Raw genomic sequence first — 25733 nt, 5'->3', positions numbered from 1 at the left:
ATGTATTTTTAATGTGGCTACGTAATATAATTATGACTAATTAATTTAATTCTGATACTGCAAAGATAGGGGCTTTCCGCTTTTCCCGCAATCCCCTAAAATGGGTATTCTTCTATCAATTACTAGCTATATATAGTGGTTCAGGCGTTTGCATAACTATGCATCCCTCCAAGAACATAATTTACCCCGAAATAGGTCATTAAGACGGTCAGGAAAGCAAGAATCATATAGATATGGAAGAATAGAGGCTTGCGGAAAATGCGCAGACTTTGTGAATGGAAGGCTACTCCATATACCAGAAAAGTAATCAGTGCCCATACTTCTTTCGGGTCCCACGCCCAGTATCGTCCCCAGGAAACGTTTGCCCAAACTGCTCCCAGAAAGATGCCTGCTCCTAAAAAGAAGGTGGCAGGGTAGAGCAGCAAACGGCTGACTAGCGTCAACTGTTCTATCCGGTTGTCTTGTATAGCGTCGTTTCCGGAGACATTGTTTTTCGATTCTTTTTTCCGGAGGCATAATGCCAGTATTCCGTTTAGCATGATGAATGCCAATAGGGCATAAGACATCATAATCAATGAAACATGAATACTTAGCCATGGAGAGACGAGCACCGGCATTAATGGGGTTATCTGGGGATTCATTTGTCCCAGATAGGAGACCAACAAAGCAAAGCCGGAGAGGAGGAATCCGAATGGAAGTATAAATGAGAATCTTCGATGGAGCAGACAGGCTATCAAAAGAATACAAAGAGCCATAAACTGCATGGTTTCGTAACCGTTACTAAGTGGAATACGACCGCCAATGTACCAGCGCAGGCAATATCCTGCTAAATGGAATATGAAAGCAAGATAGAGTGCAACAGAAAAGAAAGTTCCTGCCATGCGGGAAATCGTTTTGGCTTTGGGCGAGAGGGTATTTCTTTGCAGGCTGTTATGAAGTAGAAGTAGGAAAGACAACACTCCCAATGACAGATTTATCATAAAAAGAATCTTGCTGAACGGAATCCGGTTGTAGAGTAATTCTGCTTTCACTTCCAGTTCGGAGAGAGGTTGCACGCTGCCATCAGTGGGTAATGGATGGATGAATGTTCCTTTTTCCAACATCAGGATCAGGCCTACTTTTTCATCTGTTTCCTGGATTGCTTTGGCGAGTTTGCTTTGTTGTCCTTGTTCACGTTGCCAATGTTCACGGAGACGATAAACAGAACCGTCAAATAAATCAGTTAATCGAGCATAAGGTGTTTGTAAGTTTAATAAATGCTGTAATTCTGTATTTTTGATGTATATCAATGGCTCATTTCTCCACACTTCCGGATAAAGTAACCAGCCACCTATCACTTGTTCAGGTGTCAATCCTTTATATGAAGCTTCTCCTGTCAGTTTCTGAATGAAATCACGGGCTAATGTATTGAAAGGTACTACCCGGTCGTGATAAATAACCTGTTCCTGTGCTAAACTGTCCGCTTGTGTTCGTTTCAATGCAGGAAGGAGTTTTTTTTGTGCTTGCATGTTACCTGCAAGGCAGAAAATAAACAGTATAAATACACCTCCTTTTTTAAGTAGCGGGTGGTTTAGCAGGCGTCGGAAATCACTACTGCGGGAAAATAGTAGCCAAATCATGGAGAGACCGAGCAGGATATATCCCGCATAAGTCACTCCTGTTCCCCATGGATCATAATTGACAGTCAGCCAGCTCCCTTTTCCGTCATCATCGAAAGATGACTGATAGAAACGGAAACCTTGTGATGTAAATATACGATTCATTGAAATCTGTTCGTGTAATAGAACATTTTTCTGTCCGGGAAGAGAGTAGGTGATATAGCTGATGTAGTCTGCCGGTGCTTCTGTTCCGGGATAGTATGCTATACGGAAACTATCTAGTTGTATTGTGAATGGCAGATCAGCTTTTCTGCCGCTTTCCGATTCCTGGAAACTGTCTATTGTTGCCCCCGGAAGCAAGTGTACGTATCCTTTTTTGCTTCCGATAAACGTAATCATGGCCCCCACCAAGATAACGAGGAGGGAGCCATGAAACAACAATATGGGGAACCGTCGCCATAAAGCGCGTCGGATGAGAGCAACAAGTGCAATGGTGGCAATTATTCCCCACAAACAACAAAACCAGCATGTATGATATATATTTCTTTCTACAAAATCTGTCCCATACGCTTGTTCTACGAAAGTAGTCACAGCGAGTAGTCCCACCAGACAGATATATAAGATAATAAGTAACCTTTTCAACTGTATAATCTTTTATGATATTAAAATGGAGCGTATTCCTTGTTCTTACATTCTTTCACTCCCATACATTCCATCTCAATCAACCATCCGGGACGGCATACCGGAGCATGAACAAATACTTTGGGAGTATGTGGGAAACGTTTGTCATACATTGCTTTAACAACTGTATAGTCGGCTATGTCACGCAGATATACAATCATTTGTCCCAAATCTTCAAACGTGCAGTCCGCTTCTTTCAACAGGGTTTCCACATTCTCCCACATTCGTTCTGTCTGTTTGCGGATGTTGCCGGGATATACCACTTCGCCTTTGTTGTTGATACTTGCCGTTCCTGAAATAAATACCTGTCGGCGGTCGCCATAATCTACATACGTGCCACGTTCAAAGCTTACTCCATATTCATAAGTTGGGTTCAGATGGGTAGGCGCATAGAGGAAATGAATCTGTTCCGGTTGCAGTCCTGCTACGGCGTAAGTATCCATTTGTACTAGTACTTTCGGGTCGGCATGCCGGCCGTCGATGCCTGTGCTGGAAATATAATGTGTTTTTTCTGTCAGGTTTTGGGTGACGAAAACTTCATTACGTGCTTTCACTACTCCGGCATAATTCACATCTACATTTTGCACGAAAAACCATGTACGGATACAATTGTCTGCCAGTTTACAACCTTGTTCCATGAGTTGCATCACATAGTCGTTCAATAATAGACGGGTCTGGTATTCCGAATTGGCGGCACGATTGAATGCACTACCGCCCCAGAAGTGGCGATAGGCACTGTGTTTCACCTCAAAAAGCCCGTTATGTAAGACTTGTGTCTGTACATCTGTCAACAGGTAAACCCATAAGGCAATTTTTGTTCCGTCCAGCGGGGGCTGTTCCACAATGGAAAGTGCGCAGTCCGAACCTTCGGTTGTCAATACCAGTAGTGTATCTGCCTGATTGGCAGCGTCACTAAGGAAATAACGTTTGAGGATGGCAACTGCTCCTTTCAATTCTTGGGTAAGTAAATAATCGTAGGTGTTTAATACTGCATTCAGCTGTTCTTCGTATGTATCTTCCGGTTTAGTAGAATGAATGATAATATGATACTCTGAAGCTTCTCCTCCTGCATTATATTTAAAAATCTCTGTTAGCGTCTTTTCAGACTGAATATTCTGTTGTTTTTTGTTGTTCATATCAGTTGGGTAAATAACTATTTATTCTTGCGCACCGTTATTGATCCAGTCGTCAATAAGGGTCAAAATCGGGGATGATACTATTTCTTTTGAGTGATCGTATCCCCAGGTTGAACTAATAGTGGTGTTCAATAATGTGTGCAATACGCTTTCTTGCGCACTGCCCGGCTTGACGAGTAACATGCCATCTACTTTCTTCGACGGGCGGTTGACCAGTGCCTCGTAACTTTTGCCTTCTGTCAGATACAGGTTGGCTGCTGCCGAACTACCTCCACCATGACAGTGTGCGCATGTCGTATTAAATACTTTTTCTTGAATGCCATGGTACATACCTACATTTACAGTTCCCACATCCATAAGGATGGTGTCGTCAACTGCTGTAAGGTCGTCCATTGACTGAAAACTGATAACTCGTTTTCTCAATTTATTAATAACGCACAATTCAATAGTGGTTACTTTATCACTGACTCCTGTCATCGTAACCTGGATCTCATCATCTTCGACCGCCGGAATTGTTTTGGTGACAACGGCATACTCGCTCTCATCACTGAAGCCTGCCACTACAACACTATAACCATCGGGCCATTTACTGATACCATTGATCTTACCGCTCATCTTCAGCGTGCGTCCTTCTTCTGATAGGGTCTCTGTCTTTTCGTAAATACGTCCGTCATCGCATGATGTGATGTATGCCAATAACAGTAGACAACCCCCGAAAAGAATGTATTTTTTCATAAACAAATCCTTTCTTGTGCTATTTAGAATGTATACTGAAGTAGAATACTGGCCGAATGTACTGCCAAACCTAAATCGTCGTTATCCCGATCAAGTTGGGTATCATGACCTTTACGGGCAATATACTGGTACATCGCTTGTAACTTCAGATTACAGTTCTTGAAAAAATAGTTCATACCCACGGCTGGCATATTTAGAAAACCATTGGTGTCCATTCCGTTACGATTGAAGAAATCATAGCGTGCAGCTGCTTGCAGACGGGGGGCAACGAAGTAACCACCTTGTACATAGCCGCCCAGGTAATTATATGACTCGGAAATCTTTTGTCTTTTTGTGAAGCCAACATTCATATAATAGACTTCAGCACCGAGGTAAAGTTTGTTCTTTAGCATTGCAAACTCCAATCCGGCACGATAATCATTGGTACTTTCATTTTCACTTTCTACATTGATAGAGGTAGAAATACCAAACATGATTTTGTCTTCATTCAGCCTGTTCGGATTTCCCTGTGTAGCGGGCATCACTCCTTTAGGCATATAGGTGAAACGTCCGGCGTACAGTAAAGACGGAATGTGCCAGTCATCACTAAATGTTTTTGTTGCTGTATTTACCGCTGCACCCGTACCGTTGAATAAACCGATTTCATACCCGAATTTATCAGCTACCAAACCGTGAATCTCTACACCTAAATCGAATCCGGTGCCAATATTGGGTGTTACCGCATTCAAAGAATAGGGGAGGATAACGGGAGCAGTCAGTGATACTGGCAAACTAGGTAACAATGTTTCTCCCAGTGTTGTCAGGTAGGCATGTGAAAACGGAGTTTTGAATTTACCGACCCGGATGGCAAACTGCTTTTTCAGTTGAACATCAAACCAGGCTTGTTGAAGTAATGCGCCTCCGCTGGCTGCCGCATTTATGGAAAGGTTGAAAGATACTTTATCGAAAGCCTTTCCGGTAAATCCGAGTACGGCGTAAGGAACTGAAAATCCGGAGTTGGCTATGTTATCTTGATTGTATGCTTTATCCAGTCCTTCATCGTCGTACCAATTGAAGTTTGCACTGGTCTGTACGAGCAGATAGGGTTTGAATACAAAATCTCCTTTCTTGGTTTCGATAGTGAATCCTTCTCTTCCAGCTAATGATACTACACCATTTTCTGTATCTTCTTCATGTTGTGCCATAGCGGCCAAAGGCATTATGGCAGTCAGCATGGCAATGATTATAAATCTCTTCATAATTACTTTATATATACTACTTTTAGTTTAAAGTGAATTTAAAAATGCAATCAGCGCATCCCGGTCTTCCTTACTCATATTCTTAAATAAGTTCTTTGATGCTTCTCCTTCTCCGCCATGCCACATGATGGCTTCTGTCAGATTGCGGGCACGTCCGTCATGCAAGAAATAAGTATGTCCGTTGACCTTTTCTTGTAAGCCGATTCCCCAAAGAGGGGTAGTACGCCATTCGTTTCCACGTGCCAGCCCGCTTACATAGTTGTCGTTCAGTCCGACTCCCATAATTTCAGAACCCATATCATGTAATAGATAATCAGAATAAGGGTGAATCGTTTGACCGCCTAACCACGGGAGTTGAGTATTATTTAATAAAACACTACCACGTGTTTTAGTGTGTAAAGTGGTCACATGACAGAGATGACATTTGGCTTTATAGAAGTTCTGTTCCCCTTTGATTACTTGCGGATCGTTTACATTACGCCGGGCGGGAACACCAAGACTTTGCATATAGAGATCTACGTTTTCCATCTCTTCTGTGCTGACATCCAGTTGGTCGTAAGAAAGCCCCATCATGCTGCCTTGGTTTACTTGTATTTGTCCTTCACAGATTTCTTCCGGATAGCGGCTGTTGGTAACGCCCATATCACTGGAGAATCCCAATTCTACAGTTAAATCGGCATGTTGAGCTTTGTTGCCGGACAATCCCAGACTTCTCACTCCGCGTTCGGTAATGTAATTACATCGTCCGCTGATTCCATATTCGGGATAATTACTTTTTGCTGCAAGTGCTTCAATTTCAACAGGATCTAGTGCCATCATTTGCCCCATGCCTACATGGCGTAATGGAATACGTACGGTACAAAACAAATCTTCCGGTTTGATTTCTTCGGCATACCATTCGGATATAGTATAATTAGGTTTGCAAAGTGTGTAGGCTTCTCCATCAGGGAAAGAAAATGTCTCGTAAGTGTATTCCACAGACAGTTTGCCTTCCGGTTGTACTCCATAGATTGCCTGGTCATGAAGCACACGTCCATAATCTTGAAAGAAAGCTCCGTTTTTACGGGATATGTAGACTAACATGGAAGAGAATCCATAGCTGCCCGATCCACCCTCTGTCCATAAAGAGGGTTTGGTACGTCCCGCATTCCGGTGGCAACTGCCGCACGAATAACCGGCATAAACGGGGCCAAGTCCACCGCCATGACCGTTGTTGCTTGTACGTACATCGTCATATAGCCTGTCGCCTCGGGTGAAACGTACATCGTATGCTCCTGTTATCCAATCTGCAGGCGTGTCATAAGCAACAGACGAATTCAAGAAAATAGTTGATGTTCCGGCTGATAGAGCATAGCCCTCCGGAATCTCGATATCCAATATGTCAATTCCGTCATCATCACAGGCAGAGCATGCCAACAGGCAAAAGAAAGAGAATGAATATTTTAGAAAGTGATTCATTGTTTATTGACTTTGTTTCAATAATATGTTTTAAACATACCAAAGAAGTAAAGGTGGATCATTGAATTCCAACCTTTACTTCTCAATAATATCTTAGCTAAGATAAAGCTTTATTGTACTTTACGTGGTTCACCGTTTTTGTAGAGAAGGAATTCCAATGTGTGGAAACCGCGTACATTTTGTGCCGATTCGACAGCAGCTTCATCATCACCTTCACTCCATTCGAGATCACTCCAACTTTGAGAATTCAGTATTTGTACAATAGCATTCTGATCCAAAGGCCAGCTGTCCATGTTAGGATCAAGTCCCATTTCGTCTACCGGACCGAATAAGAAAGCTTCGCTCTTTTCCCATGGTTCACGAGCAGTGATCCAAGCATCACAAGCTGTTTCAAAAGCACTATTTGACGGATTGTCTGCAAGGGCTATTACTGCATTGTAGAGAGCGTCATTTTTTTCTTTCAAACTTTTGTAGGTAGGCACTACTACTGCATCTACATATTGTGTTACTACAGGATTAAGTACTGCGTCCGTATTGATATTGTTGCTATTATTTGCAATATAGGATTTTAAGTCATTCTTCAGTATACTTTCCAGCTCTGCACAAGCATCCATAGCTGCTACCGTTTCGTTACTGGGAATATGATTACGGAAAGGTTGCGGAATATCCTGAATGGCTTTTGCCGCTTTTTGGATAGCATTCTTTATCTTGGTATCTAATGATGAATTAGCACCGGCGATAACAGTAGATAAAGAATTGGCATTTATATTACCGTCTAAAGAACCGTAATATGCATTCCGGATGGAATAAATGTTATTGGTATAGTCATCACGAGAATGCCAGCTGTACCAGGATTCCACAGCATATAATGCTTCTTCAGTATTTCCGGCTTTATACAAGTTGTATGGGTCACCAATTTTGGCTGTACCGACTTCATTGGCAATTTCCGCGCATTTATCCACGATTTCTTCCACACAGCTCAAGGCGCTTGCGTAAGGAGAGCCACTATGAGCCTTGAACAGGGAAGCATAGCTTTCACCTCCTTTATAGCTTGAATTCCATGCGTTGTAGAGATTGGTTGCATCTGTTTTTAGAAGTGCTGCTACATTTCTCATGTAGTTATGCCAGCTTGATGCATTTTCAGGAGTGTAATCAATATTAGCAGGATCTACTGTTGGGTTGTCATCATCACTGCTGCAAGAAGTTGTTGTGAATGCTAATCCCAATATTAGGGCTGCGACATAAAAGAATTTTGTTTTCATCATATAAAAATTAAATAATTGATTATTTGTTATTTCTTAATAAACCATCCTATATAGGCAATTCCAATAGAAAATTCGTTTTCACTGTTGTATGACTTTGATACGCCAAAAACTTTATTTGTACCAATCTGGCGGGTTGCATAGTCTGCTTTTATCACTAAGTTTGGCAAAGCGTACCAATTTAATCCCGCTGTCCACATACTTACTTGGCAACGTTTTTCCATCGTTTGCCCTTTTTCCCCTTTCTCTTGTGGGTTGTAGTATTCATAGCGGGCAAATGGATAGATTACCGGAATCTTTTTATTGCCTCCGAAGACCGAGCGGATATTAATGCCGGCTTCTGCTGCATAACTTACGGCATTCTTCGCTACCGGAGCCAGACGGCTGTAAGGCGATTTATTGGATAATTTGACATTTGCCTGACTTACTCCTAATGAATTTCCCAAGTTTCCATATAAGATATTACCGCGTGCCGTTACATATTTATTGCGATACTGTGCATCTGCGGTGAAGATTCTTATCGGAATTTTTCCATAGCTTGCATAAGTCTGTTCTTTATCAGAGTTGGCTCCTGCATCTGCACAATAATAAAATGATGCACCTACACGTAAATTGGGAACTCCTTTATAATCTAAACGAAATACATACGCGGGAGAAGTGAAGTTGTCTTCCTCAAAGATTCCCTGTTTGCCACTACCTACCCATGTGTTACGACCGAATCCATTAGGATTCAGGCCTGCTACCACCATAGCTTGATAATCGAAGCTTGCATACCCTTTTCCGAAAGAACCAAAGATTTCCAGACCATTTTCATGCCAGGTAGAAGGCAAAAGGCTTGTTTCACCTTCCGGACGTGAAGTTCCGAAGAAATTGATCGGTTCATGGTGTGCGTTAGTCAATCCTACCGGAACAATAATATGTCCGGCACGTACATTGAGGGAGCGGTGAATTAAACGTGTGATGTGAAATTGTTCGATAGCTACTTCACCTCCTTTTTCAACTTCTGTTTCGTATTCACCGTTTTCGGTGTTTTCTAATTCGAAAGCTGTACCTGTTCCACCAGATTCGAACTCAATCTCTGCACCGAGTATCCATTTGGAATTGAACTTATAATCAAAAGCTAAAACGAAACGGGGAATTGAAATGGTATTCCTGTTTTTCTTTGGATTACCATCGTTTCCTCCATAGAAACGGTTGATGCCATAATCTTTAAAATTAGCGACCATTTCACCGTATCCTCCAAAACGGAATTTTGTATATTCTTCTATAGAAGAAGAATTACTACTTTTGGAAATTTCTTTTGTCTCCTGTGCTGGAATTGTAAGAGAAGGTAGGAGACTAAGAATAACGATTGCTGTTATTTTTCTCATCTTTTTAATAATTTTATCGGCTGCAAAGTTAGATGAGGTTAAAAAATGTGGCAATACCTAATATTAGGCATAGTTGTTTCTTAAATTCAGTATATGTAGGTAATTTTAATCTAAAGAGTAAAAAAAATATAGTAGTAGATAAAATAAAACAGACAAAGGTGTATTTCAGTATGATAATTTTTACTGATATACACCTTTGTCTGTTGTTAGTGTGTAGAGTTGTCTTTATTATTTCATAGTGTCACCGATTTTGTTTGTAATTGAGCGAATCGTTTCTTCTACAACCAGTTTCCTTGAGTATATCTACCATCAGGAAACTACCTTTTCAGAAACGATTCAACTCAGACAAACTACATACAAACAAAGCTAAACTTATGCTAAGGTTATCGCTTAAACTGCCATCTTTATACCTTCTTTTTTACTGCAATATCGTTTGCATTGCTGGCAAAGGTCATATCCCAGCATAGCTCCTAAAATAAAATCTTCTTCGGCAGTCAGTTGGTTTAAAGGACGGATGATGATGTGCCGCATGGCTTCCATACATTCTGCCTTTCCAAAAAACAGGTTAATTTTATTGGTACCTACTTCCTGTATCATATAACTGATCTTTTGATTTTTCAATCGGCGGATGGCAAATTCTTCGTGCTCTTTACTCATTGTGTAAAGTACCATGTTGCGTACGCCTTTCTTAAACTCATAAATATGATTAAGAAAAATTCGGATTTCGCCGGGGATGATTCTTTCAGTTGCCATGATGCAAAGTATTCTTTTTATGTTAAGGTAAAATTAGCTAATTTCTTGTTTCACTTGTTCAGCCCATGCGCTGATACGTTCGTCTGTTTTGCTATCTTCGTTGACTTCGTCAAGTGGAAGACCTACAAACTTACCGTCTACGACGGCAATGGAGGAATCGAAGGTATAGCCTGCAGTATCTGTTGCTCCACAGAATTTGCAGTGGGTATCTTTCAGATCTTCATAGAGAATACCTATTGCGTCACAGAATGTGTCGCTATACGAGTCAGAGTCGCCGCAACCGAACAGGGCTACAGATTTGTGGGATAAATCACACTTCTTTAAAACTTTTACTCCATCGTACCAGTCGTCTTGAAGTTCGCCTGCTCCCCATGTGGAAGAGCCGAGCACCAATACGTCATATTCATTGACTAATGCCTCTGTTAGCTTGGATACATCAAATACATCTGCCGATGGTACATCTAATTTCTCTGCAATTCGACGGGCAAGGTCTTCTGTTGTTCCGGTTGTGGAACCATAAAATACACCAATTTTATTCATCTTTGATTCGTTTTTAAAAGTAACGCTGCAAAGATAGAGGGTCTTAAAGAAATAGGAAATCCCCATTTATAATGGAAGATTTGTCTCCTTCTCATTATAAATGGGGATGTATGGAATAAAAACTGTCGATATTTTTAATGGTGGAACAAGCGGATGCCTGTAAATGCCATTGCCATATTGTATTTGTCGCAAGTTCCAATCACATGATCATCGCGTACTGATCCACCCGGTTGTGCAATATAGCTGACGCCACTCTTGTGTGCGCGTTCTATATTATCTCCGAATGGGAAGAATGCATCCGATCCTAAAGCTACGCCTGTCATCGTATCCAGCCATGCCCGTTTTTCTTCGCGTGTCAGTATTTCCGGCTTTTCAGTGAAGAACTGTTGCCAGATGCCGTCAATCAGTACATCGTCATAATCCTCCGAGATGTAAACGTCAATCGTATTGTCACGGTCTGCACGACGGATTTTCTCAATCCATGGCAGGTTCATTACTTTCGGGTGTTGGCGTAAATACCAGATATCTGCTTTATTTCCTGCCAGACGCGTACAGTGAATACGTGACTGTTGGCCTGCGCCAATACCGATTGCCTGTCCGTCTTTGGCATAACATACAGAATTGGATTGTGTATATTTTAAAGTGATTAAGGCAATGATTAAGTCGCGTTTTGCATCAGCCGGGATTTCCTTGTTCTGCGTAGGCATCTCTTTCAAAAGACTTTCATCGATCTTCAATTCGTTTCTTCCTTGTTCGAAAGTTACTCCGAATACATCTTTATGTTCGATAGGAGCCGGGCGGTATGCAGGATTTATCTTTATTACATTATAGGTTCCTTTTCTTTTATTCTTTAGAATCTCCAACGCTTCGGGAGTATAGTCAGGAGCAATGACGCCATCGGATACTTCACGGTTGATGATGCGTGCTGTTTCTTCGTCACAAGTGTCGGACAATGCGATAAAGTCTCCGTAAGACGACATACGGTCTGCTCCACGTGCACGGGCGTATGCTGTAGCCAATGGAGATAGTTTCATGTCATCGACAAAATAAATCTTCTTCAGCGTGTCGCTCATTTCTACCGCAACAGCAGCACCTGCAGGGCTGACATGTTTAAAAGAAGCGGCAGCCGGCAGTCCGGTAGCTTCTTTCAGTTCTTTTACAAGTTGCCAACTGTTGAATGCATCCAATAGATTGATATAACCGGGACGTCCATTCAATACTTCGATGGGGAGTTCGCCTTCTTTCATGAAGATACGGGCAGGCTTTTGATTAGGGTTGCAGCCGTATTTCAGTTCGAGTTCGTTTGCCATTTTATTAATTACAAATTACGAGTTACTAATTACAAATTGATAGCGACAAAATTACTAAAAAAAGACTAGCTTGCCTAAAGTTACGCTACAAAATAGTAGCATATAATTAGTATTTGGCTATTTCCGGCGAATTAAAATACCTATAAATGATGATTGCATTTCAGCAAAATATTCCGTTCCTTTGCAGTCTCTAATATAAATAGGTATGATGGATAATTTACAAAAATATAAGCCAACTGATAAGATGATCGATCTCATCAGCGATAATTATTCTTTGTTGCAAGTGATGAGTCGTTTTGGGCTTTCGTTGGGGTTCGGTGACAAGACAGTCAAAGAGGTTTGTGAACTGAATGGAGTAGACTGCCGGACCTTTCTGATTGTAGTCAACTTTATGGCTGAAGGCTTTTCCCGGCTCGATGGAGATAAAGATTATATTTCCATACCTGCATTGATTGATTATTTGCGGCAGGCACATATTTATTTTCTGGATTTTTCTCTTCCCGCTATCCGTCGTAAACTGATCGAGGCAATCGACTGTTCGCAAGACGATGTTGCTTTTCTCATCCTTAAGTTTTTCGATGAATATACGCGAGAAGTGCGTAAGCACATGGACTATGAGGAGAAAACCGTATTTAAGTATGTCGATTCGTTGATTAAAGGAGTTGCTCCCAAAAACTATCAGATCAGTACATTTTCCAAGCATCACGATCAGGTAGGGGAGAAATTGACTGAACTGAAAAATATCATTATTAAATATTGCCCCGCCAAAGCAAATGAGAATCTTCTGAACGCGGCTCTTTTCGATATATATGCTTGCGAAGCCGGACTGGAATCTCATTGCAAGGTTGAGGACTATATTTTTGTTCCTGCTATTCTGAATTTGGAAAGGAGGATTAGGGAAAATGAAAAATAACGAAGTAGTTCGAATAGCTATTGCAGAGACCTCTGTAATTATTCGTGGTGGGTTGACTGCTGCATTGAAGCGTCTTTCTAACGTAAAAGTACAACCAATAGAATTACTGTCTGTTGAAGCTTTGCACGATTGCGTCCGAACACAATGTCCCGAGATGTTGATTGTCAATCCTACTTTTGGTGATTACTTTGATGTAGCTAAGTTTCGAGAAGAAATATCCGGTAAAAGAATACGTTTAATAGCGTTGGTTACTTCTTTCGTAGATGCTTCATTATTGGGTAAGTATGATGAGTCTATTTCGATATTCGATGATTTGGAAACTCTTTCTAAGAAAATTGCAGGTTTATTGAATGTGGTTTCCGAAGAAGAAGAGATGGATAATCAGGATACGCTTAGCCAGCGGGAAAAAGAAATCGTCATCTGTGTGGTGAAGGGAATGACAAATAAGGAAATAGCGGAAAAGCTTTTTTTGTCGATTCATACGGTGATTACACACCGAAGAAATATTAGCAAAAAATTGCAAATACATAGTGCTGCCGGTTTGACTATCTATGCTATTGTAAATAAGCTGGTTGCATTGAGCGATGTGAAAGATTTATAGCCTGCGGAAGTGTTATAAAATATAAAACCGTTTGCGCACACGAAAAAGATTCGTACCTTTGCAAAGCAGTTGAGAAATTGCTGTTAGTTTATAAGGTAAAAGAAAATATTAAATAAGGTATTAGATTAGACAGTTTAAGGTATTAAAAGTTTTTTAGTTTAGTTCAATAGGATAAGTTTTTAGTAGAAGGTAAAAGGATAACAATAGGTAAGACGTTTTTAGGTAAAAAGAAGATTAGTTTTCAGGAAATTTGAGGTACTATGGAAAAGCCTTTAGGCTTTTCTGATGCAGTGGCGAGTGGTTCTATAAAAAGAATTAGCTCGTTTTTTATTTATATGGGATTTAAGTCTGTGGATTGGATTAAGGTAATAAAAAACAAAATCCCGACGAAATCGCTTCGGCGGGACTCTATTTCATTTTTTACTTAAATGTGGCTACGTAATAAAATTATGACTAATTAATTCAATTCTGATACTGCAAAGATAATGCGTTTCAGAATGTGTCACAATCACCTTTATGAGGTATATTCTGTAGCTATTCTCACTATTTATGGTTAGTAGCAGGTGTTTTCTCTACTTTTTTCCACTCTTTAGTCTCGAAATCGTATGTTTTTATGATTCTTGCAGGGCATCCGGCACATATTGAATAGGGTGGGACGGAATGACTGACTACACTTCCGGCAGCCACTACGCAATGTTTCCCTAAAGTTACTCCCGGTAGAATGACCGAATTGGCACCTACCCATACATCATCTTCGATGACAACAGGCAGGGTGCTGACACCTTGTTCGTCAATCATCTTTTCTGCATCCTGATAATTATGGTTGAGTCCTGTGACCGTTACATTCTGTGCCAGGTTGACATGATTGCCAATATTAACCGGACCTATGATTGTGTTTCTCAATCCGATGCGTGTATAATCTCCGATTGTCAAGTCGCCAACTGCATTATTCAGACAGGAGAAGTCTTCGACAACAGAATATTTACCCAAAGAGAATCGGTTGAAAGGAGGGAGGTCTTTGCGTACACTCCGATAGATGACAGCACCCTTTCCGCGTTTCAGGTATATGAAATCGAAGAGCCGTATCCACCAATTAGGGCGAGTTTTAACGGGATGCATGATAAAACGATGTACAGCCTGTTTTAAGCCGGGGTTTTCTTTAATTCGCTGTTTAAGTGTTTTCTTCTCCATATTGAATGTTTTTTCTTCTTTTTGTCCTCTACCAGATAATCAGGAATTGCCAGGCTATAAGTGATTAATAGACCGAAGAGTGCAATCCACCATCCGAATGATAAGGTCCAATTATATATGGTAATCAACGAAGCCCAGATACTTACGAAGATACATAATTTAAGCGGAGAAGGCGTTAATTGTTGTACGATCCGGTTGCAGAAACTCCAGTTTCCTTCAAATATGGAAGGGAGTAAGTAGGAAGTTGTTTTCCGGATACGTTTACGGTAAGGACAGACGGGTGCGGACTGGCAATAAACAATCACATCCGGCAAGTAGTCAATGTATATATTCTGTCGGAATAATTTTCGTTCGATATTAGTCTTAGAACTTTTCATGTTCTTTTGCAGCCATTTTAGGTCGATTGCCATATTAGTCCCCAATAAATTGGATGACAGTCCGAATTGTGTATTGCCGGCTCTACAGAGGCTGTTTTTTATTTCCTCACGTATGGCCCGGAAGTGATTACGGATGCCTTTGCGGTTTTCTACTATCGTATGTAGTTGGATGGCTTGTACACCGGCATCATAGGCATTATATATCTTATTCAGGAATTGTGGAGATAAAGCGCATGCTGTATTGGACAGGAAGAGAACCAGGTCGTATCGTTCCTGGTCTAAACTGTTGATTGTCTGATGTAGATCGCTGTATGTGATAAACTCGTACGCTTCTTCTTTATACATATCCGGAAGAATACTTCCCTCCGGAACGAGAATGGCGCAACCATATTCCTTTTGAGCCTTCGGGTAGGTGATATGTTTGAAATGTGAGGCTATGGCCATCACAAATAGGTATAGGAGCAAAAGCCCTGTACAGAAGAATACCAGATCATCTATTATGTAGATATAAGAGTCTATCATCTGGAAGGAGATTATACGTTCTCTTTTTGAATGAATGCAGTAACTGTTTTCAGAATAATCTTTATATCCAACCAGAAAGAGAATGTCTTTGCATAGGTGATATCCAATTGCTTGCGTTCTTCAGCAGAAAGTTTACCGGCTTCGCCTCTTTTCTCTACCTGCCATAAACCGGTCAATCCGGCCGGACCCATGAAACGGTCGATGTGTTCATCGCTTGTCAGCAACTCGGCTTCATAGAGTGGGAGAGGGCGGTTGCCTACTATTGACATATCCCCTTTTAAAATATTAATAAGCTGGGGTAACTCGTCAATACTATATTTACGTATAATACGTCCAATCTTAGTTATTCGAGGGTCATTTTCCAGCTTAACGAAAGCATTGCTTTTTTCCTTGGACTTCTTGTTAATGTAGTCTTCTTCGGAGATTACGAAATCGTCAGATATCAAGAGGATTTCTTCTTCATCGATTTCTTCATTCACTTCCGCTTCCGGTTCTTCTCCCCAAATATCCTCATCTTCCTGCTGATATTGGTTAAGGGCATTGAAATCCTTTAAATGCTTGTCTGCATCAGTATACATCGAACGGAATTTAAGGAAGTCGAATATCTGATAATTACTCCCTACGCGCTTGGATTTGTAGATAATAGGACCCTTACTTTCTATCCGGATAGCTAGTGCAGTAAATATTAAGAGAGGAGAAAGACATAATATCGCCATTCCTGAAAAGAAAATATCAAAAGTTCTTTTCCATAAAGGCAGGCGGAAAGCATTTATATTTTGTGCTTTAAGTTGAAGTGCCTTTATTTTCTGATCTTTTCTTCGTTTAAGGAAAGTTGATAAATCTTTTAAAGCCTCCTGGCTTGTTTCATATTTTATCGTATTGTTGATACCGGCTTTAAGATATTCGGATGCTTCTTCCTTAGATAAGGAGTCGATAACGAGTACCATATAAAGCCCTGGATACTTTTTACGCATGTATTGGATATCTGCAATATCTTTGGATATGTTCACTTGTTCGAAAAATAGAGCTGCGTCATATTTTTCGCGTATTTTCTCCAATACTTTGACAGCTTTGCTACAATTGGGTGCAGCATAGAATACCCCAATACTTAGTCGGGAGAGTAGTTCTATTGTTTTGCTATCTCTGCCTATATAAACAAAATATTGCATGTGTAGAAGACCCGGTATTAGTCAATAATCTTTTTGATTCGGATTTTGAGTTCCAAAGGGTTGAATGGTTTCAGGATATAGTCTTCTGCTCCCTCTTCCAATAGTCTGATTCTTTCCGTTGTACTTTCCTCACTGGATAACATAACGATAGGAATTGACTTGAATAATTCATTGTTCTTCATGTATCTTAAGAATTCATCCCCCATCATGAGAGGCATACGAATGTCTGAAATAATGAGGTCAGGTACATTGCCTTCATTAAGCCATTCTATTGCTTTGATGGGATCTTCCAAATAGGTAAAATCATACTCTTTTCCTAGATACACACCGGCCACTTTTCCGATTGTCGATTTATCGTCGACTAGTAATATTTTTTTCTTCATACGAATAGACCTTTCTATCGCTTGCTTTGTTATTTGATTTATAGATTAAGATTGTTGTCACATAATATTTGTGATACACTGCAAATATAGATATTATTTTAGAATAATCCCCAATCTGGAGAGTAAAATTCGTGATATATCTTTTTTTTCTATTAATTGCGACTTACAGCATCTTAATGAAAAAACACGGATTCCAGTTTTTGTGGAATCCGTGTTAAAGATTAATTGTTAGGCTTATTTATATACTCTTGATGAATCAAAAGTTTTCCACCATTCTTCATTCTTAGTACCGCCACTGGTCACCCAACTTTCGAATAACGAGTAAGCTGATTTGATATTCACATATTCCAAAGGCCATTTGAAGTCTGTCGGAACCATGATTCCCCATGCCAGGTTATCTTTGCTGATGTAATATCTCTTGCGGGAAGTAGAACTATCGTCGTTGTTTCCTCCGAACAAGTCTGTATTTGCCAACTTAGTTGGTTGATAACCGACAATATGAATCTCCTTACGCTGGTTTCTGTTTCCTTCTACGAAAATGAAAACATTCAGTTTATTGATATTAAGCTCATCCACAGAGATAGGATTGCTGAACTTTATAGTGAAACTGATATTTTTAGGACTCGTATTGGCAGAGTGACCTGCAATCGTATTGATCTGTTCGTAACGGTCTCTTCCCAATGCTTTGTGAGCATCGTCAAATAATGGAATAACCGCATAGTCTTGTCCGTTCTCAATCAGATTACTATTCACATTGAAACCTTTAAAAAGAGAGTTATCACTGAATACCACCGGCTGTGTGATAGCACTGGCAGGAACACCGTCCAGCATGATAGCAGCTCCGATGCTCTTGGTAGCTCCGGCAGCCGATAAATCAAGACTTAACGTGAATTCTTCTGCCTTATTGCTCTTATTGATGGAGATCTTTCTTTCCTTGATAATCAGAACAAGGTCGTTCATATCGTAATCTCCATATAAAGGCCATTGGTCTTCAAACAGATAAGCATAATTGCGATTATCATCCATGATGATCGGGAACTTAGGATCTTCAGGATCTCCTCCTTCATTTCCGTTATTCTTTTTACCCGTGCAGACTTCTATCGTAACTTTGGATTCTCCCATTTTAGTAAAGTATGCACCATTTTGCACGTAGAAGTTGTTCCAATATGGGCTTTTTTCAACATGATTATCGCATTCAATGACTAAATTACCATCATACGTGAAACCTTGTCCGGTTATAACCGGAGATTTTATCATGGAAGTATTTTCGCCTTTTCCATAAAACTTAGCATGACCGGTGTTCATATAAATACTTACAGTTGCGTCCAGCATAGAACCATTGCTTAAGTTTACTGTTCCATTGACAAACTCCATCTTAGGAGCTTTTAGGTATCCTTGAGTAAAGTTAAACGTCGCTCCGTTGGCATAGAAAGAAGTAGTTGCTTCCATGCTACAAGCGTTGTTGACAGTCGTGTTGGTGAGACTGATGGTTGTAAACTTCATGATGTTGTTGTTGGTAGCAACAGCGTCGGAATTTGCAATTAATTTCTCTCCATAAATCTCTCCGTTATTTTCCAATGAGAAGTTGGACGGCAGATTTAATTCGCCTTTTAACTCAATCTTATTGTCATTCACAATTTTTGTGTTAGAATTGATTGAGATATCCTTGCTTGTTATGGTTCCTTCATTGTAGAGTGTTGCGCCGGAGTGTAGCGTCATTTTGTTTGCAACAGTTAGTGTACCCCAATTTCTAAATGCGGCAGGTGCTCCATTGGTGAATGATACATCGTCTGCATTTACTTCTCCTGTTTCCATGATAGTCAGCATGGAGTTTCTTATGAACGTCATGGTTCCTGATGCTTTAATCTTTGCATTGTTCATCACAATGATTTCAATTCCGTTTTGGAATTGGAAAGTTGCAGGAATAGTCCATTGGGCATCTACATAAACTCTGGTTGCGATATCACCGTCATATCCGTCAAATTTGAATGTACCGTTATAGTCAGAGGTGATTTTGTAATTAGCATTACGCAGCAAAGTCGTTCCGGTCATTTCTGTAACTTCCTTAGCATCGGCTGGTATGGAAGAGTAATCAGGTTTTTCAAAAGCAAGACTTCTTGTAGCAACGCCACGACTCATTAACGCTCTATTCTGTGCTGCAGATTCTGCATAATAGAGTTTACAGGTAATATTATCGCTGTTTTCGGGTACATCGAACTGATATACCTGTTCACGTCCTTTGGGGTCGGTTTGTTTCACATAAATGCCCTTTTGAGTTGGGAGCAGACTGACAGCAGCTGTAAATTTAAAGTTGTTTTCTTTATTAGCTGTCCTTGCAGCGAGCACGGAAGCGCTTTCATTAGTCAAAGGATCTTCTGCATATATTTCAACTAAATAAGCAAATAGTCCTCCTTCTTCATCTTTCACTTCGACCGAGACATTTTTAGTGGTTATCATGTCCCAATCGATATCATTAGGAGCAGCAAAGCCGTCTCCCATCGGGTTAGGTGTTTCGTAAGACGGATCATAGAGATCCTTTCCAGAGTCCACACAACTAAACATAGTACCTGCCATTGCTATTGCAATGATGGGTACAAATTGAACTGTTTTCTTCATCATAATGTATTATTGCTTGATTGTTTGTAACCAAATCCATCACAAAAATAACTGCATATCTTTTATTGGAAATGTTTTTTCTGTTATTTTATAGAGTGAAAACAACTATACTTCCGTTTTGGTTCTTCTTTGGCTCTTTTAGGTTTGATTCGGCCTTGATGATGAAGAAGAGAAAACCCCTGATTTTCACTTTTATACAACTGTTTAAAACGAAAATCAGGGGGTTACAATAGATGGATTTAACTTAAGACTTGGTGATTTCTCCTATTAAACAGGAGTTCATTTTATATCGGATATCCTTGTTGGGTAATCCATGTCCCAATAAAAACATGAGCTTTGTTATGGCACATTCGGGGGTACTGTCATATCCACTGATTACACCTGCTTCCAGAAGATGCATTCCTGTTTCGTAACGTCCCATTTCTACTGCTCCGGAGGCACATTGTGTAATGTTGACAATGATAATTCCACGATCGGTAGCTTCCTTTAGTTGGCGGATGAACCATTCTTTTTGCGGAGCATTTCCCGAACCGAAGGTTTTCATGACAACCGCTTTCAATCCCGGAACATGAAGCAGAGAAGTCACGATACTCTCTTGAATGCCCGGAAAAAGTGTTAGAATAACCACATTGGTGTCAAACAGGTAATGCGGCTTTAACGGTTTTGTCGGGTCTGGTTTCCGAATGAGATTAGGCTCATATTTAATGTGGATACCTACCCGTGCCAATGGCGGATAATTGAAAGAGCGGAAAGCATTGAAATTCTCCGCATTGATTTTGGTGGTACGGTTACCACGCATCAAATGATTCTCAAAGAAAATACAAACCTCCGGAACAATGGCCGTACCATCCGGATTTTTAGCTGCTGCAATTTCGATGGCTGTGATGAGGTTTTCCTTTCCGTCTGTGCGCAAAGTCCCGATCGGGAGCTGGGAACCTGTGAGGATGACAGGTTTGCTTAGATTTTCGAGCATGAAACTTAGTGCAGAGGCAGTGTAAGCCATTGTGTCTGTTCCGTGAAGGATGACGAAACCATCGAAATAATCATAATTGTAATTGATGATCTTTACCAGTTTTGCCCAGTAGGCAGGTTCCATGTCTGAAGAGTCGAGAGGGGGATCGAATTGGTAGGAGGAAATGCGGTAGTTGAATCTTTTCAGTTCGGGGACGTGCTTAAGCAAATGATCGAAGTTGAAATTTTCTAAGGCACCTGTTTCCGGATTCTCTATCATTCCGATAGTCCCACCCGTGTAAATTAACAAAACGGAAGGAGTTTCTGCTCTCATAATTGTTGAATTACTGTTAAAACATTGGCAAAGATACGGATTAAATGCGAATAATGAGTGGTAAACGACGAATTATATAAAGTTGGAAGGACAAGGCTATAAAAAATATCTATGTTGCATTTTTGCGATATGTAGTATGAAAAAATGTCCTCATCTTTGGGGCAGGTTGGACGAAGTGTCCGGCTTTAAATAAAAAACGAAAGAGAAAATGAAAAATGACCGGTATTTTCCGTTAGAAATCTGTTTTTGGGCAGACGACAATTTGAGCGTCATGATGTATCAGATAGGGGGAGTGCAACTTGTAGGGATTTATGTGTTGTTGCTGTATCTGTGTGCAAAGAATGACTACAGCAAATCAGTGGTTAATAGTATGCAAAAAACAGTGGGAAAAAGTGCAGTGGAAAAAACCTCTGAAACGCCGATGGATAAAGGGCGAAAACCGAATGAAACCCAAGAGAGTAGAGTAGAAGAGAAGAGAAATATTACTACTGTTGTAAACAACAGCAGCAATATTGGCGAGGAAAGGAAGACTGCTGCTGTTGTTGTTCGGACTTCGGATTCGGTGAATGACAGGGGCAATGAGATTGTAAGCCCACGCCTCGATCCTGTTCAGTCCACGTCTTGTTTTTGTTCAGCTCACGGCTCGTCTCTGCTCGTCCCACGGGTGAAGTACGGCCTCCCCACGGCTTGCAGAAATAGCCCCACGGTTTGCGGAAATAGCCCTGCGGCCTGCGGAGATTTTCATCCGAGGCTCTTACTTCAGGGCTTCTTTCAGTCTGGTAATCGCCTTTTCCGGGTCTTTTTCTTCTTCGAGCAGAGTGACGAACTTACTGCCGATGATAGCTCCGGAAGCGTGTTCGCAAGCTGCTTGGAATGTTGCTTTATTGGAGATACCAAATCCCACCATCAACGGATTGTTCAGATGCATATCTTCAATCTTTTTGAAGTAAGCCCGTTTTTGTTCGTTGAAATCCTGTTGCGCTCCGGTGGTTGCTGCTGATGAAACCATATAAATAAATCCGTCGGTATGTGTATCTATCTCGCGTACCCGTTCTTCGCTGGTTTCCGGTGTGATGAGCATAATCACTCTGATGTTATAGCGTTCGGCAATGATACGATAATGTTCTTGGTAATCACGGAAAGGGAGATCAGGGATAATGACGCCGTCGATACCACATTCCACACATTTACGGCAGAAATTCTCAAATCCGAATTGCATGATGGGGTTTAAATATCCCATGAGCACAAGTGGAATTTTCACGTCCTTGCGAATATCCCGTAATTGTTCAAAAAGAAGTTTTAGAGACATACCGTTGCGTAATGCCTGCGTAGCGGCATTCTGAATAACAATGCCATCTGCCATCGGATCACTGAAAGGAATGCCGACTTCAATCATACTCACTCCGTGCTTTTCGAGCGTGCGGATTACATCAGCGGTACCATCCAAAGTAGGAGTACCGGCACAAAAATAAATAGAAAGTATGTCTTTCTTGTTGCTATTGAAAAGTTGATTAATTCTATTCATGACGTTGGAATTTTTAGATTATGATTTTAATTCGTTTAAAAATGTCCGGATACGCTCCGGATCCTTTTCTCCCGGTTTCAATTCAAAACGGCTGTTGAGATCGTATCCGGCAAGCCGGGGATGCTTGAACTCTTTCAGGGCATTGGCACTGTATGAGTTAATGCCTCCACTCAAAAGGAAGGGTACATGTCCATTGTACATATCCAGAATACTCCAGTCGAATTGATTTCCCGAACCACCATACTGTTCGCATTTGGTATCGAACAGAAAAAGATCACAGACTTTTTCGTAGTCATATACCTTTCTCAAATCTTTGGGACGGTCTACTGAAAAGGCCTTGATGATTTTCAATCCAGTGGAATGTAAGGACCGGCAGTATTCCGGCGATTCATTTCCGTGGAGCTGTACATAATTCAGTCCGAAACGATCAGCATACATGCTGATTGTCTGCTTGTCTTCGTTGACGAAAACTCCGACACGCCGGGCATGAATGGGCAAGTAAGCCGGAAGCTCGTAGACATATCGGGGAGATTTAGGATAGAAGATGAATCCCAGCATATCTATGCCTTCGATAGACTCTACGTCCTGTATGTTTTCAGCTTCACGCATACCGCATACTTTGATAATTTTTCCGTTAATCATAGGGCTGTCCGTTTTGAATAATTAGTTTATTGGATTGCTTGCAGGAAATTCTGTAAAGTTTCTCCCGGTTGCTGTGTTTTCATAAATGTTTCACCGATCAGGAATCCACGGAATCCGGCTGCCCGAAGTCGTTTTACTATTTCCGGATCGGAGATGCCGCTCTCGGATACCAATACAGCATCTTGGGGAAGCTGTCCGGCCAAGCGGAAAGAGTTTTCTACATCAGTGAAGAAAGTACCCAGATTACGATTGTTGATTCCTACCATATCTATTTTCTTGTCGATGTATATTAATTCCTCGGAGCTATGAATCTCCAGAAGAACTTCCAGACCTAGTTCATGAGCTTTTTCTGCAAGTTCATTACATTTCTCCGGTTCTAATGCAGCTGCGATAAGAAGTACGGCATCGGCACCGACAATTTTAGCTTGATAAAGCTGGTACTCGTCAATGATGAAGTCCTTCCTAAGAATGGGGATCTCTACCAAAGGGCGTGCAGTGCGGATATCCTTCAGACTTCCTCCGAAAAATTTCTCGTCGGTGAGGATGGAAAGGGCAGAGGCTCCTGCTGCTGCATAGGAGGGAACAATCTCTTCCGGACATGCTTCTTCCTTTATCCATCCTTTGGATGGAGACCGACGCTTGAATTCAGCGATAATCCCCGATGCAGAAGAGGCTAATGCCTGCTTCATAGAACGAGAGGTCGGAACTTCACTGATACCTTCCTGTAATTGCTCGATGGAGATAGCCTGCTTTTGCAGGTCAACTTCAAATCGTTTATTTGCTATAATCTCTGATAATATATCTTTCATTGATGTGGGATTATTAATTGTAAATGATGGATTTGCAAAAATAAAACATTAACTGTTCAATTCAATGAATTTTTTTAGGGTAGCTAATGCGCGTCCACTTTCCAATGACTCTTTGGAGAGAGCAATACATTCTTCAATAGTCTTCTCCGGACAAATCACATGGATGGCGAAAGCTGAATTGACTACCACTACATTTTTTTGAGCTTCCGTAGCCGTGTTATTCATGATCTGGTCGAAAATCTTAGCTGCATCTTCCGGTGTTTGTCCACCATCCAGGTCAGTTTCCTTATAGCGGGAGAATCCGAGACTCTCGGGAGCGTAAATCTTTTCATGATCGCTGGTCGCCACTTTAAACTCATTTGTCAGAGAGATTTCGTCATATCCGTCGAGACTATGAACAACGGCAAATTTCGTCTTGCTTTCCTGATAAGTATAGGTATAGAGGCGAAGTAACGGGAGGTTGTAAACTCCTAAAAGCTGATAGGCCGGTAATACCGGATTAACCAACGGACCGAGCATATTAAAGAAAGTGCGCACTGCCAATCCTTTACGAACCGGAGCAACTGCCTTTAATGCCGGATTGAATAAAGGAGCATGCAGATAGGCAAGATTACATTTCTCCATGCTACGGCGCAGTTGATCGACGTCACTGGTGAACTTTACACCGTGTTGCTCCATCACATTACTGGCACCGCTGACTGATGTTGCTCCGTAATTACCATGTTTCACAACCGGGAAACCGGCTCCGGCAACAGTAAAACAGGAAGCTGTAGAAATATTAAATGTATTTTTTCCATCACCTCCGGTTCCTACGATATCTATCGGAGCAAATTCACTTAAATCAACCGGAATACGCATTTCAAGCAATGCATCGCGGAAACCGCATAATTCTTCTACAGAGATATTACGCATCAGAAAGACGGTAATTAAAGAGGCTATCTGTACATCATTATATTTTCCTTGTGCGATGTTCTGTAAAATGGTGCGAGCCTCATCGCGTCCCAGATATTGATGTTCGAAAAGTTTGTATAGAATCTGTTTCATAAGTTTAATCGTTTAAGAAGTTTTTAATAATTTCTTTTCCTTGCGGAGTTAATACTGATTCGGGATGGAACTGAATACCATGTACATGGTAGGTCTTATGGCGGATTGCCATGATTTGTCCTTCCTGACTTTCTGCCGTTATTTCCAGGCAATCGGGAAAACCTTCCCGGCTGACTACCCAGGAATGGTATCTTCCAACAGGGATTTCTTTTCCCAACCCTTCAAAAAGCAGGTCCTGTTGAAGGATGGTAATCGGAGTCTGTACCCCATGATATACTTCTTTGAGATTTTCCAGACGTGCTCCGAAAGCTTCGCCGATGGCTTGATGACCGAGGCAGACACCCAGAATGCTTTTGGTCGGAGCATATCTTTTAATAATAGGTAATAGCAGTCCGGCTTCTTCGGGGATGCCCGGTCCGGGAGACAGGATGATTTTATCAAATCGGTCTACTTCATCAAGCTCTATCTGGTCATTGCGGACTACTTCTACATCTGTAGCCCCTAATTCTTTCACTGCGTGCAGTAGGTTATAAGTGAAAGAGTCGTAGTTATCTAAAAGTAATATTTTCATTTTT

The 25733-nt window shown here is 41.0% G+C and carries 23 protein-coding genes; 2 read left to right on the top strand and 21 right to left on the bottom strand.

All coding sequences use genetic code 11. The annotated features are described in order from the left end of the window. Window positions 1-140: 140 nt before the first annotated feature. The 10 genes from ccsA to DXB58_RS17130 form a co-directional block, all read right to left on the bottom strand. On the bottom strand, window positions 141-2240 hold the full coding sequence (gene ccsA, locus DXB58_RS17175; RefSeq protein WP_122137650.1) for a cytochrome c biogenesis protein CcsA: 2100 nt from the start codon (window positions 2238-2240) through the stop codon (window positions 141-143). 20 nt (window positions 2241-2260) lie between these two features. Continuing rightward, entirely contained in the window at window positions 2261-3415 is a 1155-nt protein-coding gene (locus DXB58_RS17170) for a Rid family hydrolase (protein ID WP_122137649.1), read from the bottom strand. A gap of 21 nt (window positions 3416-3436) precedes the next feature. Further along, complete coding sequence (locus DXB58_RS17165) at window positions 3437-4150, bottom strand: hypothetical protein (RefSeq protein WP_117935773.1); 714 nt, start codon at window positions 4148-4150, stop codon at window positions 3437-3439. Between the two features lie 23 nt (window positions 4151-4173). Continuing rightward, window positions 4174-5388, bottom strand: a complete 1215-nt coding sequence (locus tag DXB58_RS17160; protein ID WP_004303732.1) for a porin — start codon at window positions 5386-5388, stop codon at window positions 4174-4176. Window positions 5389-5415: 27 nt separating this feature from the next. Then, the gene (locus DXB58_RS17155) at window positions 5416-6846 is read right to left on the bottom strand and encodes a di-heme oxidoredictase family protein (protein WP_004303731.1); all 1431 of its coding nucleotides are present in this window, start codon (window positions 6844-6846) and stop codon (window positions 5416-5418) included. 110 nt (window positions 6847-6956) lie between these two features. Beyond that, on the bottom strand, window positions 6957-8111 hold the full coding sequence (locus DXB58_RS17150) for an imelysin family protein (protein WP_008776579.1): 1155 nt from the start codon (window positions 8109-8111) through the stop codon (window positions 6957-6959). 26 nt (window positions 8112-8137) lie between these two features. Further along, on the bottom strand, window positions 8138-9478 hold the full coding sequence (locus DXB58_RS17145) for a hypothetical protein (RefSeq protein WP_122137648.1): 1341 nt from the start codon (window positions 9476-9478) through the stop codon (window positions 8138-8140). A 390-nt stretch (window positions 9479-9868) separates the two neighbouring features. Continuing rightward, window positions 9869-10231, bottom strand: coding sequence for a DUF2023 family protein (locus DXB58_RS17140; protein WP_004300123.1), 363 nt, complete (start codon window positions 10229-10231; stop codon window positions 9869-9871). A gap of 33 nt (window positions 10232-10264) precedes the next feature. Next, window positions 10265-10771, bottom strand: a complete 507-nt coding sequence (gene fldA, locus DXB58_RS17135) for a flavodoxin FldA (RefSeq protein ID WP_004311873.1) — start codon at window positions 10769-10771, stop codon at window positions 10265-10267. A gap of 134 nt (window positions 10772-10905) precedes the next feature. Beyond that, window positions 10906-12081 (bottom strand): phosphoribosylaminoimidazolecarboxamide formyltransferase, encoded by a 1176-nt coding sequence (locus DXB58_RS17130; protein WP_122137647.1) that lies wholly within the window; start codon window positions 12079-12081, stop codon window positions 10906-10908. A 208-nt stretch (window positions 12082-12289) separates the two neighbouring features. On the opposite strand from DXB58_RS17130, the gene DXB58_RS17125 reads away from it, so the two are divergent. Continuing rightward, the gene (locus DXB58_RS17125) at window positions 12290-12994 is read left to right on the top strand and encodes a hemerythrin domain-containing protein (protein WP_122137676.1); all 705 of its coding nucleotides are present in this window, start codon (window positions 12290-12292) and stop codon (window positions 12992-12994) included. Continuing rightward, window positions 12984-13595 carry a LuxR C-terminal-related transcriptional regulator gene (locus DXB58_RS17120; RefSeq protein WP_004300118.1) on the top strand — a complete coding sequence of 204 codons (612 nt, stop codon included), beginning with the start codon at window positions 12984-12986 and terminating at the stop codon, window positions 13593-13595. The genes DXB58_RS17125 and DXB58_RS17120 overlap by 11 nt, the downstream gene beginning before the upstream one ends. A 543-nt stretch (window positions 13596-14138) precedes the next feature. Here the strand turns inward: DXB58_RS17120 and DXB58_RS17115 are convergent. The 11 genes from DXB58_RS17115 to DXB58_RS17060 form a co-directional block, all read right to left on the bottom strand. Continuing rightward, on the bottom strand, window positions 14139-14786 hold the full coding sequence (locus DXB58_RS17115; RefSeq protein WP_122137646.1) for a DapH/DapD/GlmU-related protein: 648 nt from the start codon (window positions 14784-14786) through the stop codon (window positions 14139-14141). Further along, window positions 14738-15685, bottom strand: a complete 948-nt coding sequence (locus DXB58_RS17110) for a glycosyltransferase family 2 protein (RefSeq protein ID WP_122137645.1) — start codon at window positions 15683-15685, stop codon at window positions 14738-14740. The genes DXB58_RS17115 and DXB58_RS17110 overlap by 49 nt, the downstream gene beginning before the upstream one ends. A gap of 11 nt (window positions 15686-15696) precedes the next feature. Further along, window positions 15697-16854 (bottom strand): sugar transferase, encoded by a 1158-nt coding sequence (locus DXB58_RS17105; RefSeq protein WP_004300115.1) that lies wholly within the window; start codon window positions 16852-16854, stop codon window positions 15697-15699. Between the two features lie 17 nt (window positions 16855-16871). Beyond that, window positions 16872-17237: a PleD family two-component system response regulator gene (locus DXB58_RS17100; RefSeq protein WP_004300114.1), complete on the bottom strand. Its 366-nt coding sequence runs from the start codon at window positions 17235-17237 to the stop codon at window positions 16872-16874. 234 nt (window positions 17238-17471) lie between these two features. Then, window positions 17472-19856: an LruC domain-containing protein gene (locus DXB58_RS17095; protein WP_122137644.1), complete on the bottom strand. Its 2385-nt coding sequence runs from the start codon at window positions 19854-19856 to the stop codon at window positions 17472-17474. Between the two features lie 241 nt (window positions 19857-20097). Beyond that, window positions 20098-21138, bottom strand: coding sequence for an asparaginase (locus DXB58_RS17090; RefSeq protein ID WP_004300111.1), 1041 nt, complete (start codon window positions 21136-21138; stop codon window positions 20098-20100). 754 nt (window positions 21139-21892) lie between these two features. Next, window positions 21893-22663 (bottom strand): tryptophan synthase subunit alpha, encoded by a 771-nt coding sequence (gene trpA / locus DXB58_RS17080; protein ID WP_004300109.1) that lies wholly within the window; start codon window positions 22661-22663, stop codon window positions 21893-21895. Between the two features lie 18 nt (window positions 22664-22681). Next, entirely contained in the window at window positions 22682-23305 is a 624-nt protein-coding gene (locus tag DXB58_RS17075) for a phosphoribosylanthranilate isomerase (protein WP_004300108.1), read from the bottom strand. 26 nt (window positions 23306-23331) lie between these two features. Next, window positions 23332-24114, bottom strand: a complete 783-nt coding sequence (gene trpC / locus DXB58_RS17070; protein ID WP_122137643.1) for an indole-3-glycerol phosphate synthase TrpC — start codon at window positions 24112-24114, stop codon at window positions 23332-23334. A gap of 48 nt (window positions 24115-24162) precedes the next feature. Next, on the bottom strand, window positions 24163-25158 hold the full coding sequence (gene trpD / locus DXB58_RS17065) for an anthranilate phosphoribosyltransferase (RefSeq protein WP_122137642.1): 996 nt from the start codon (window positions 25156-25158) through the stop codon (window positions 24163-24165). Between the two features lie 4 nt (window positions 25159-25162). Then, entirely contained in the window at window positions 25163-25729 is a 567-nt protein-coding gene (locus tag DXB58_RS17060; RefSeq protein ID WP_122137675.1) for an aminodeoxychorismate/anthranilate synthase component II, read from the bottom strand. Window positions 25730-25733 lie beyond the last annotated feature (4 nt).

The organism is Bacteroides sp. OM05-10AA, from assembly GCF_003439055.1.
Lineage (GTDB): Bacteria > Bacteroidota > Bacteroidia > Bacteroidales > Bacteroidaceae > Bacteroides > Bacteroides intestinigallinarum.
Note: the sequence above shows the minus strand (reverse complement) of the source record. Positions and strands in the feature narration are given on the sequence as shown.

Excerpts from the sequence above, each read along its gene's own strand:
- DXB58_RS17160 (WP_004303732.1), bottom strand. The coding sequence starts at position 5,388 with ATGAAGAGATTTATAATCATTGCCATGCTGACTGCCATAATGCCTTTG.
- DXB58_RS17060 (WP_122137675.1), bottom strand. The coding sequence starts at position 25,729 with ATGAAAATATTACTTTTAGATAACTACGACTCTTTCACTTATAACCTA.
- DXB58_RS17100 (WP_004300114.1), bottom strand. The coding sequence starts at position 17,237 with ATGAAGAAAAAAATATTACTAGTCGACGATAAATCGACAATCGGAAAA.
- DXB58_RS17145 (WP_122137648.1), bottom strand. The coding sequence starts at position 9,478 with ATGAGAAAAATAACAGCAATCGTTATTCTTAGTCTCCTACCTTCTCTT.
- DXB58_RS17170 (WP_122137649.1), bottom strand. The coding sequence starts at position 3,415 with ATGAACAACAAAAAACAACAGAATATTCAGTCTGAAAAGACGCTAACA.
- DXB58_RS17105 (WP_004300115.1), bottom strand. The coding sequence starts at position 16,854 with ATGCAATATTTTGTTTATATAGGCAGAGATAGCAAAACAATAGAACTA.
- DXB58_RS17075 (WP_004300108.1), bottom strand. The coding sequence starts at position 23,305 with ATGATTAACGGAAAAATTATCAAAGTATGCGGTATGCGTGAAGCTGAA.
- DXB58_RS17140 (WP_004300123.1), bottom strand. The coding sequence starts at position 10,231 with ATGGCAACTGAAAGAATCATCCCCGGCGAAATCCGAATTTTTCTTAAT.
- DXB58_RS17110 (WP_122137645.1), bottom strand. The coding sequence starts at position 15,685 with ATGATAGACTCTTATATCTACATAATAGATGATCTGGTATTCTTCTGT.
- DXB58_RS17165 (WP_117935773.1), bottom strand. The coding sequence starts at position 4,150 with ATGAAAAAATACATTCTTTTCGGGGGTTGTCTACTGTTATTGGCATAC.
- DXB58_RS17150 (WP_008776579.1), bottom strand. The coding sequence starts at position 8,111 with ATGATGAAAACAAAATTCTTTTATGTCGCAGCCCTAATATTGGGATTA.
- DXB58_RS17155 (WP_004303731.1), bottom strand. The coding sequence starts at position 6,846 with ATGAATCACTTTCTAAAATATTCATTCTCTTTCTTTTGCCTGTTGGCA.
- trpC (WP_122137643.1), bottom strand. The coding sequence starts at position 24,114 with ATGAAAGATATATTATCAGAGATTATAGCAAATAAACGATTTGAAGTT.
- DXB58_RS17130 (WP_122137647.1), bottom strand. The coding sequence starts at position 12,081 with ATGGCAAACGAACTCGAACTGAAATACGGCTGCAACCCTAATCAAAAG.
- trpD (WP_122137642.1), bottom strand. The coding sequence starts at position 25,158 with ATGAAACAGATTCTATACAAACTTTTCGAACATCAATATCTGGGACGC.
- DXB58_RS17125 (WP_122137676.1), top strand. The coding sequence starts at position 12,290 with ATGGATAATTTACAAAAATATAAGCCAACTGATAAGATGATCGATCTC.
- DXB58_RS17115 (WP_122137646.1), bottom strand. The coding sequence starts at position 14,786 with ATGGAGAAGAAAACACTTAAACAGCGAATTAAAGAAAACCCCGGCTTA.
- fldA (WP_004311873.1), bottom strand. The coding sequence starts at position 10,771 with ATGAATAAAATTGGTGTATTTTATGGTTCCACAACCGGAACAACAGAA.
- trpA (WP_004300109.1), bottom strand. The coding sequence starts at position 22,663 with ATGAATAGAATTAATCAACTTTTCAATAGCAACAAGAAAGACATACTT.
- DXB58_RS17095 (WP_122137644.1), bottom strand. The coding sequence starts at position 19,856 with ATGATGAAGAAAACAGTTCAATTTGTACCCATCATTGCAATAGCAATG.
- DXB58_RS17120 (WP_004300118.1), top strand. The coding sequence starts at position 12,984 with ATGAAAAATAACGAAGTAGTTCGAATAGCTATTGCAGAGACCTCTGTA.
- DXB58_RS17090 (WP_004300111.1), bottom strand. The coding sequence starts at position 21,138 with ATGAGAGCAGAAACTCCTTCCGTTTTGTTAATTTACACGGGTGGGACT.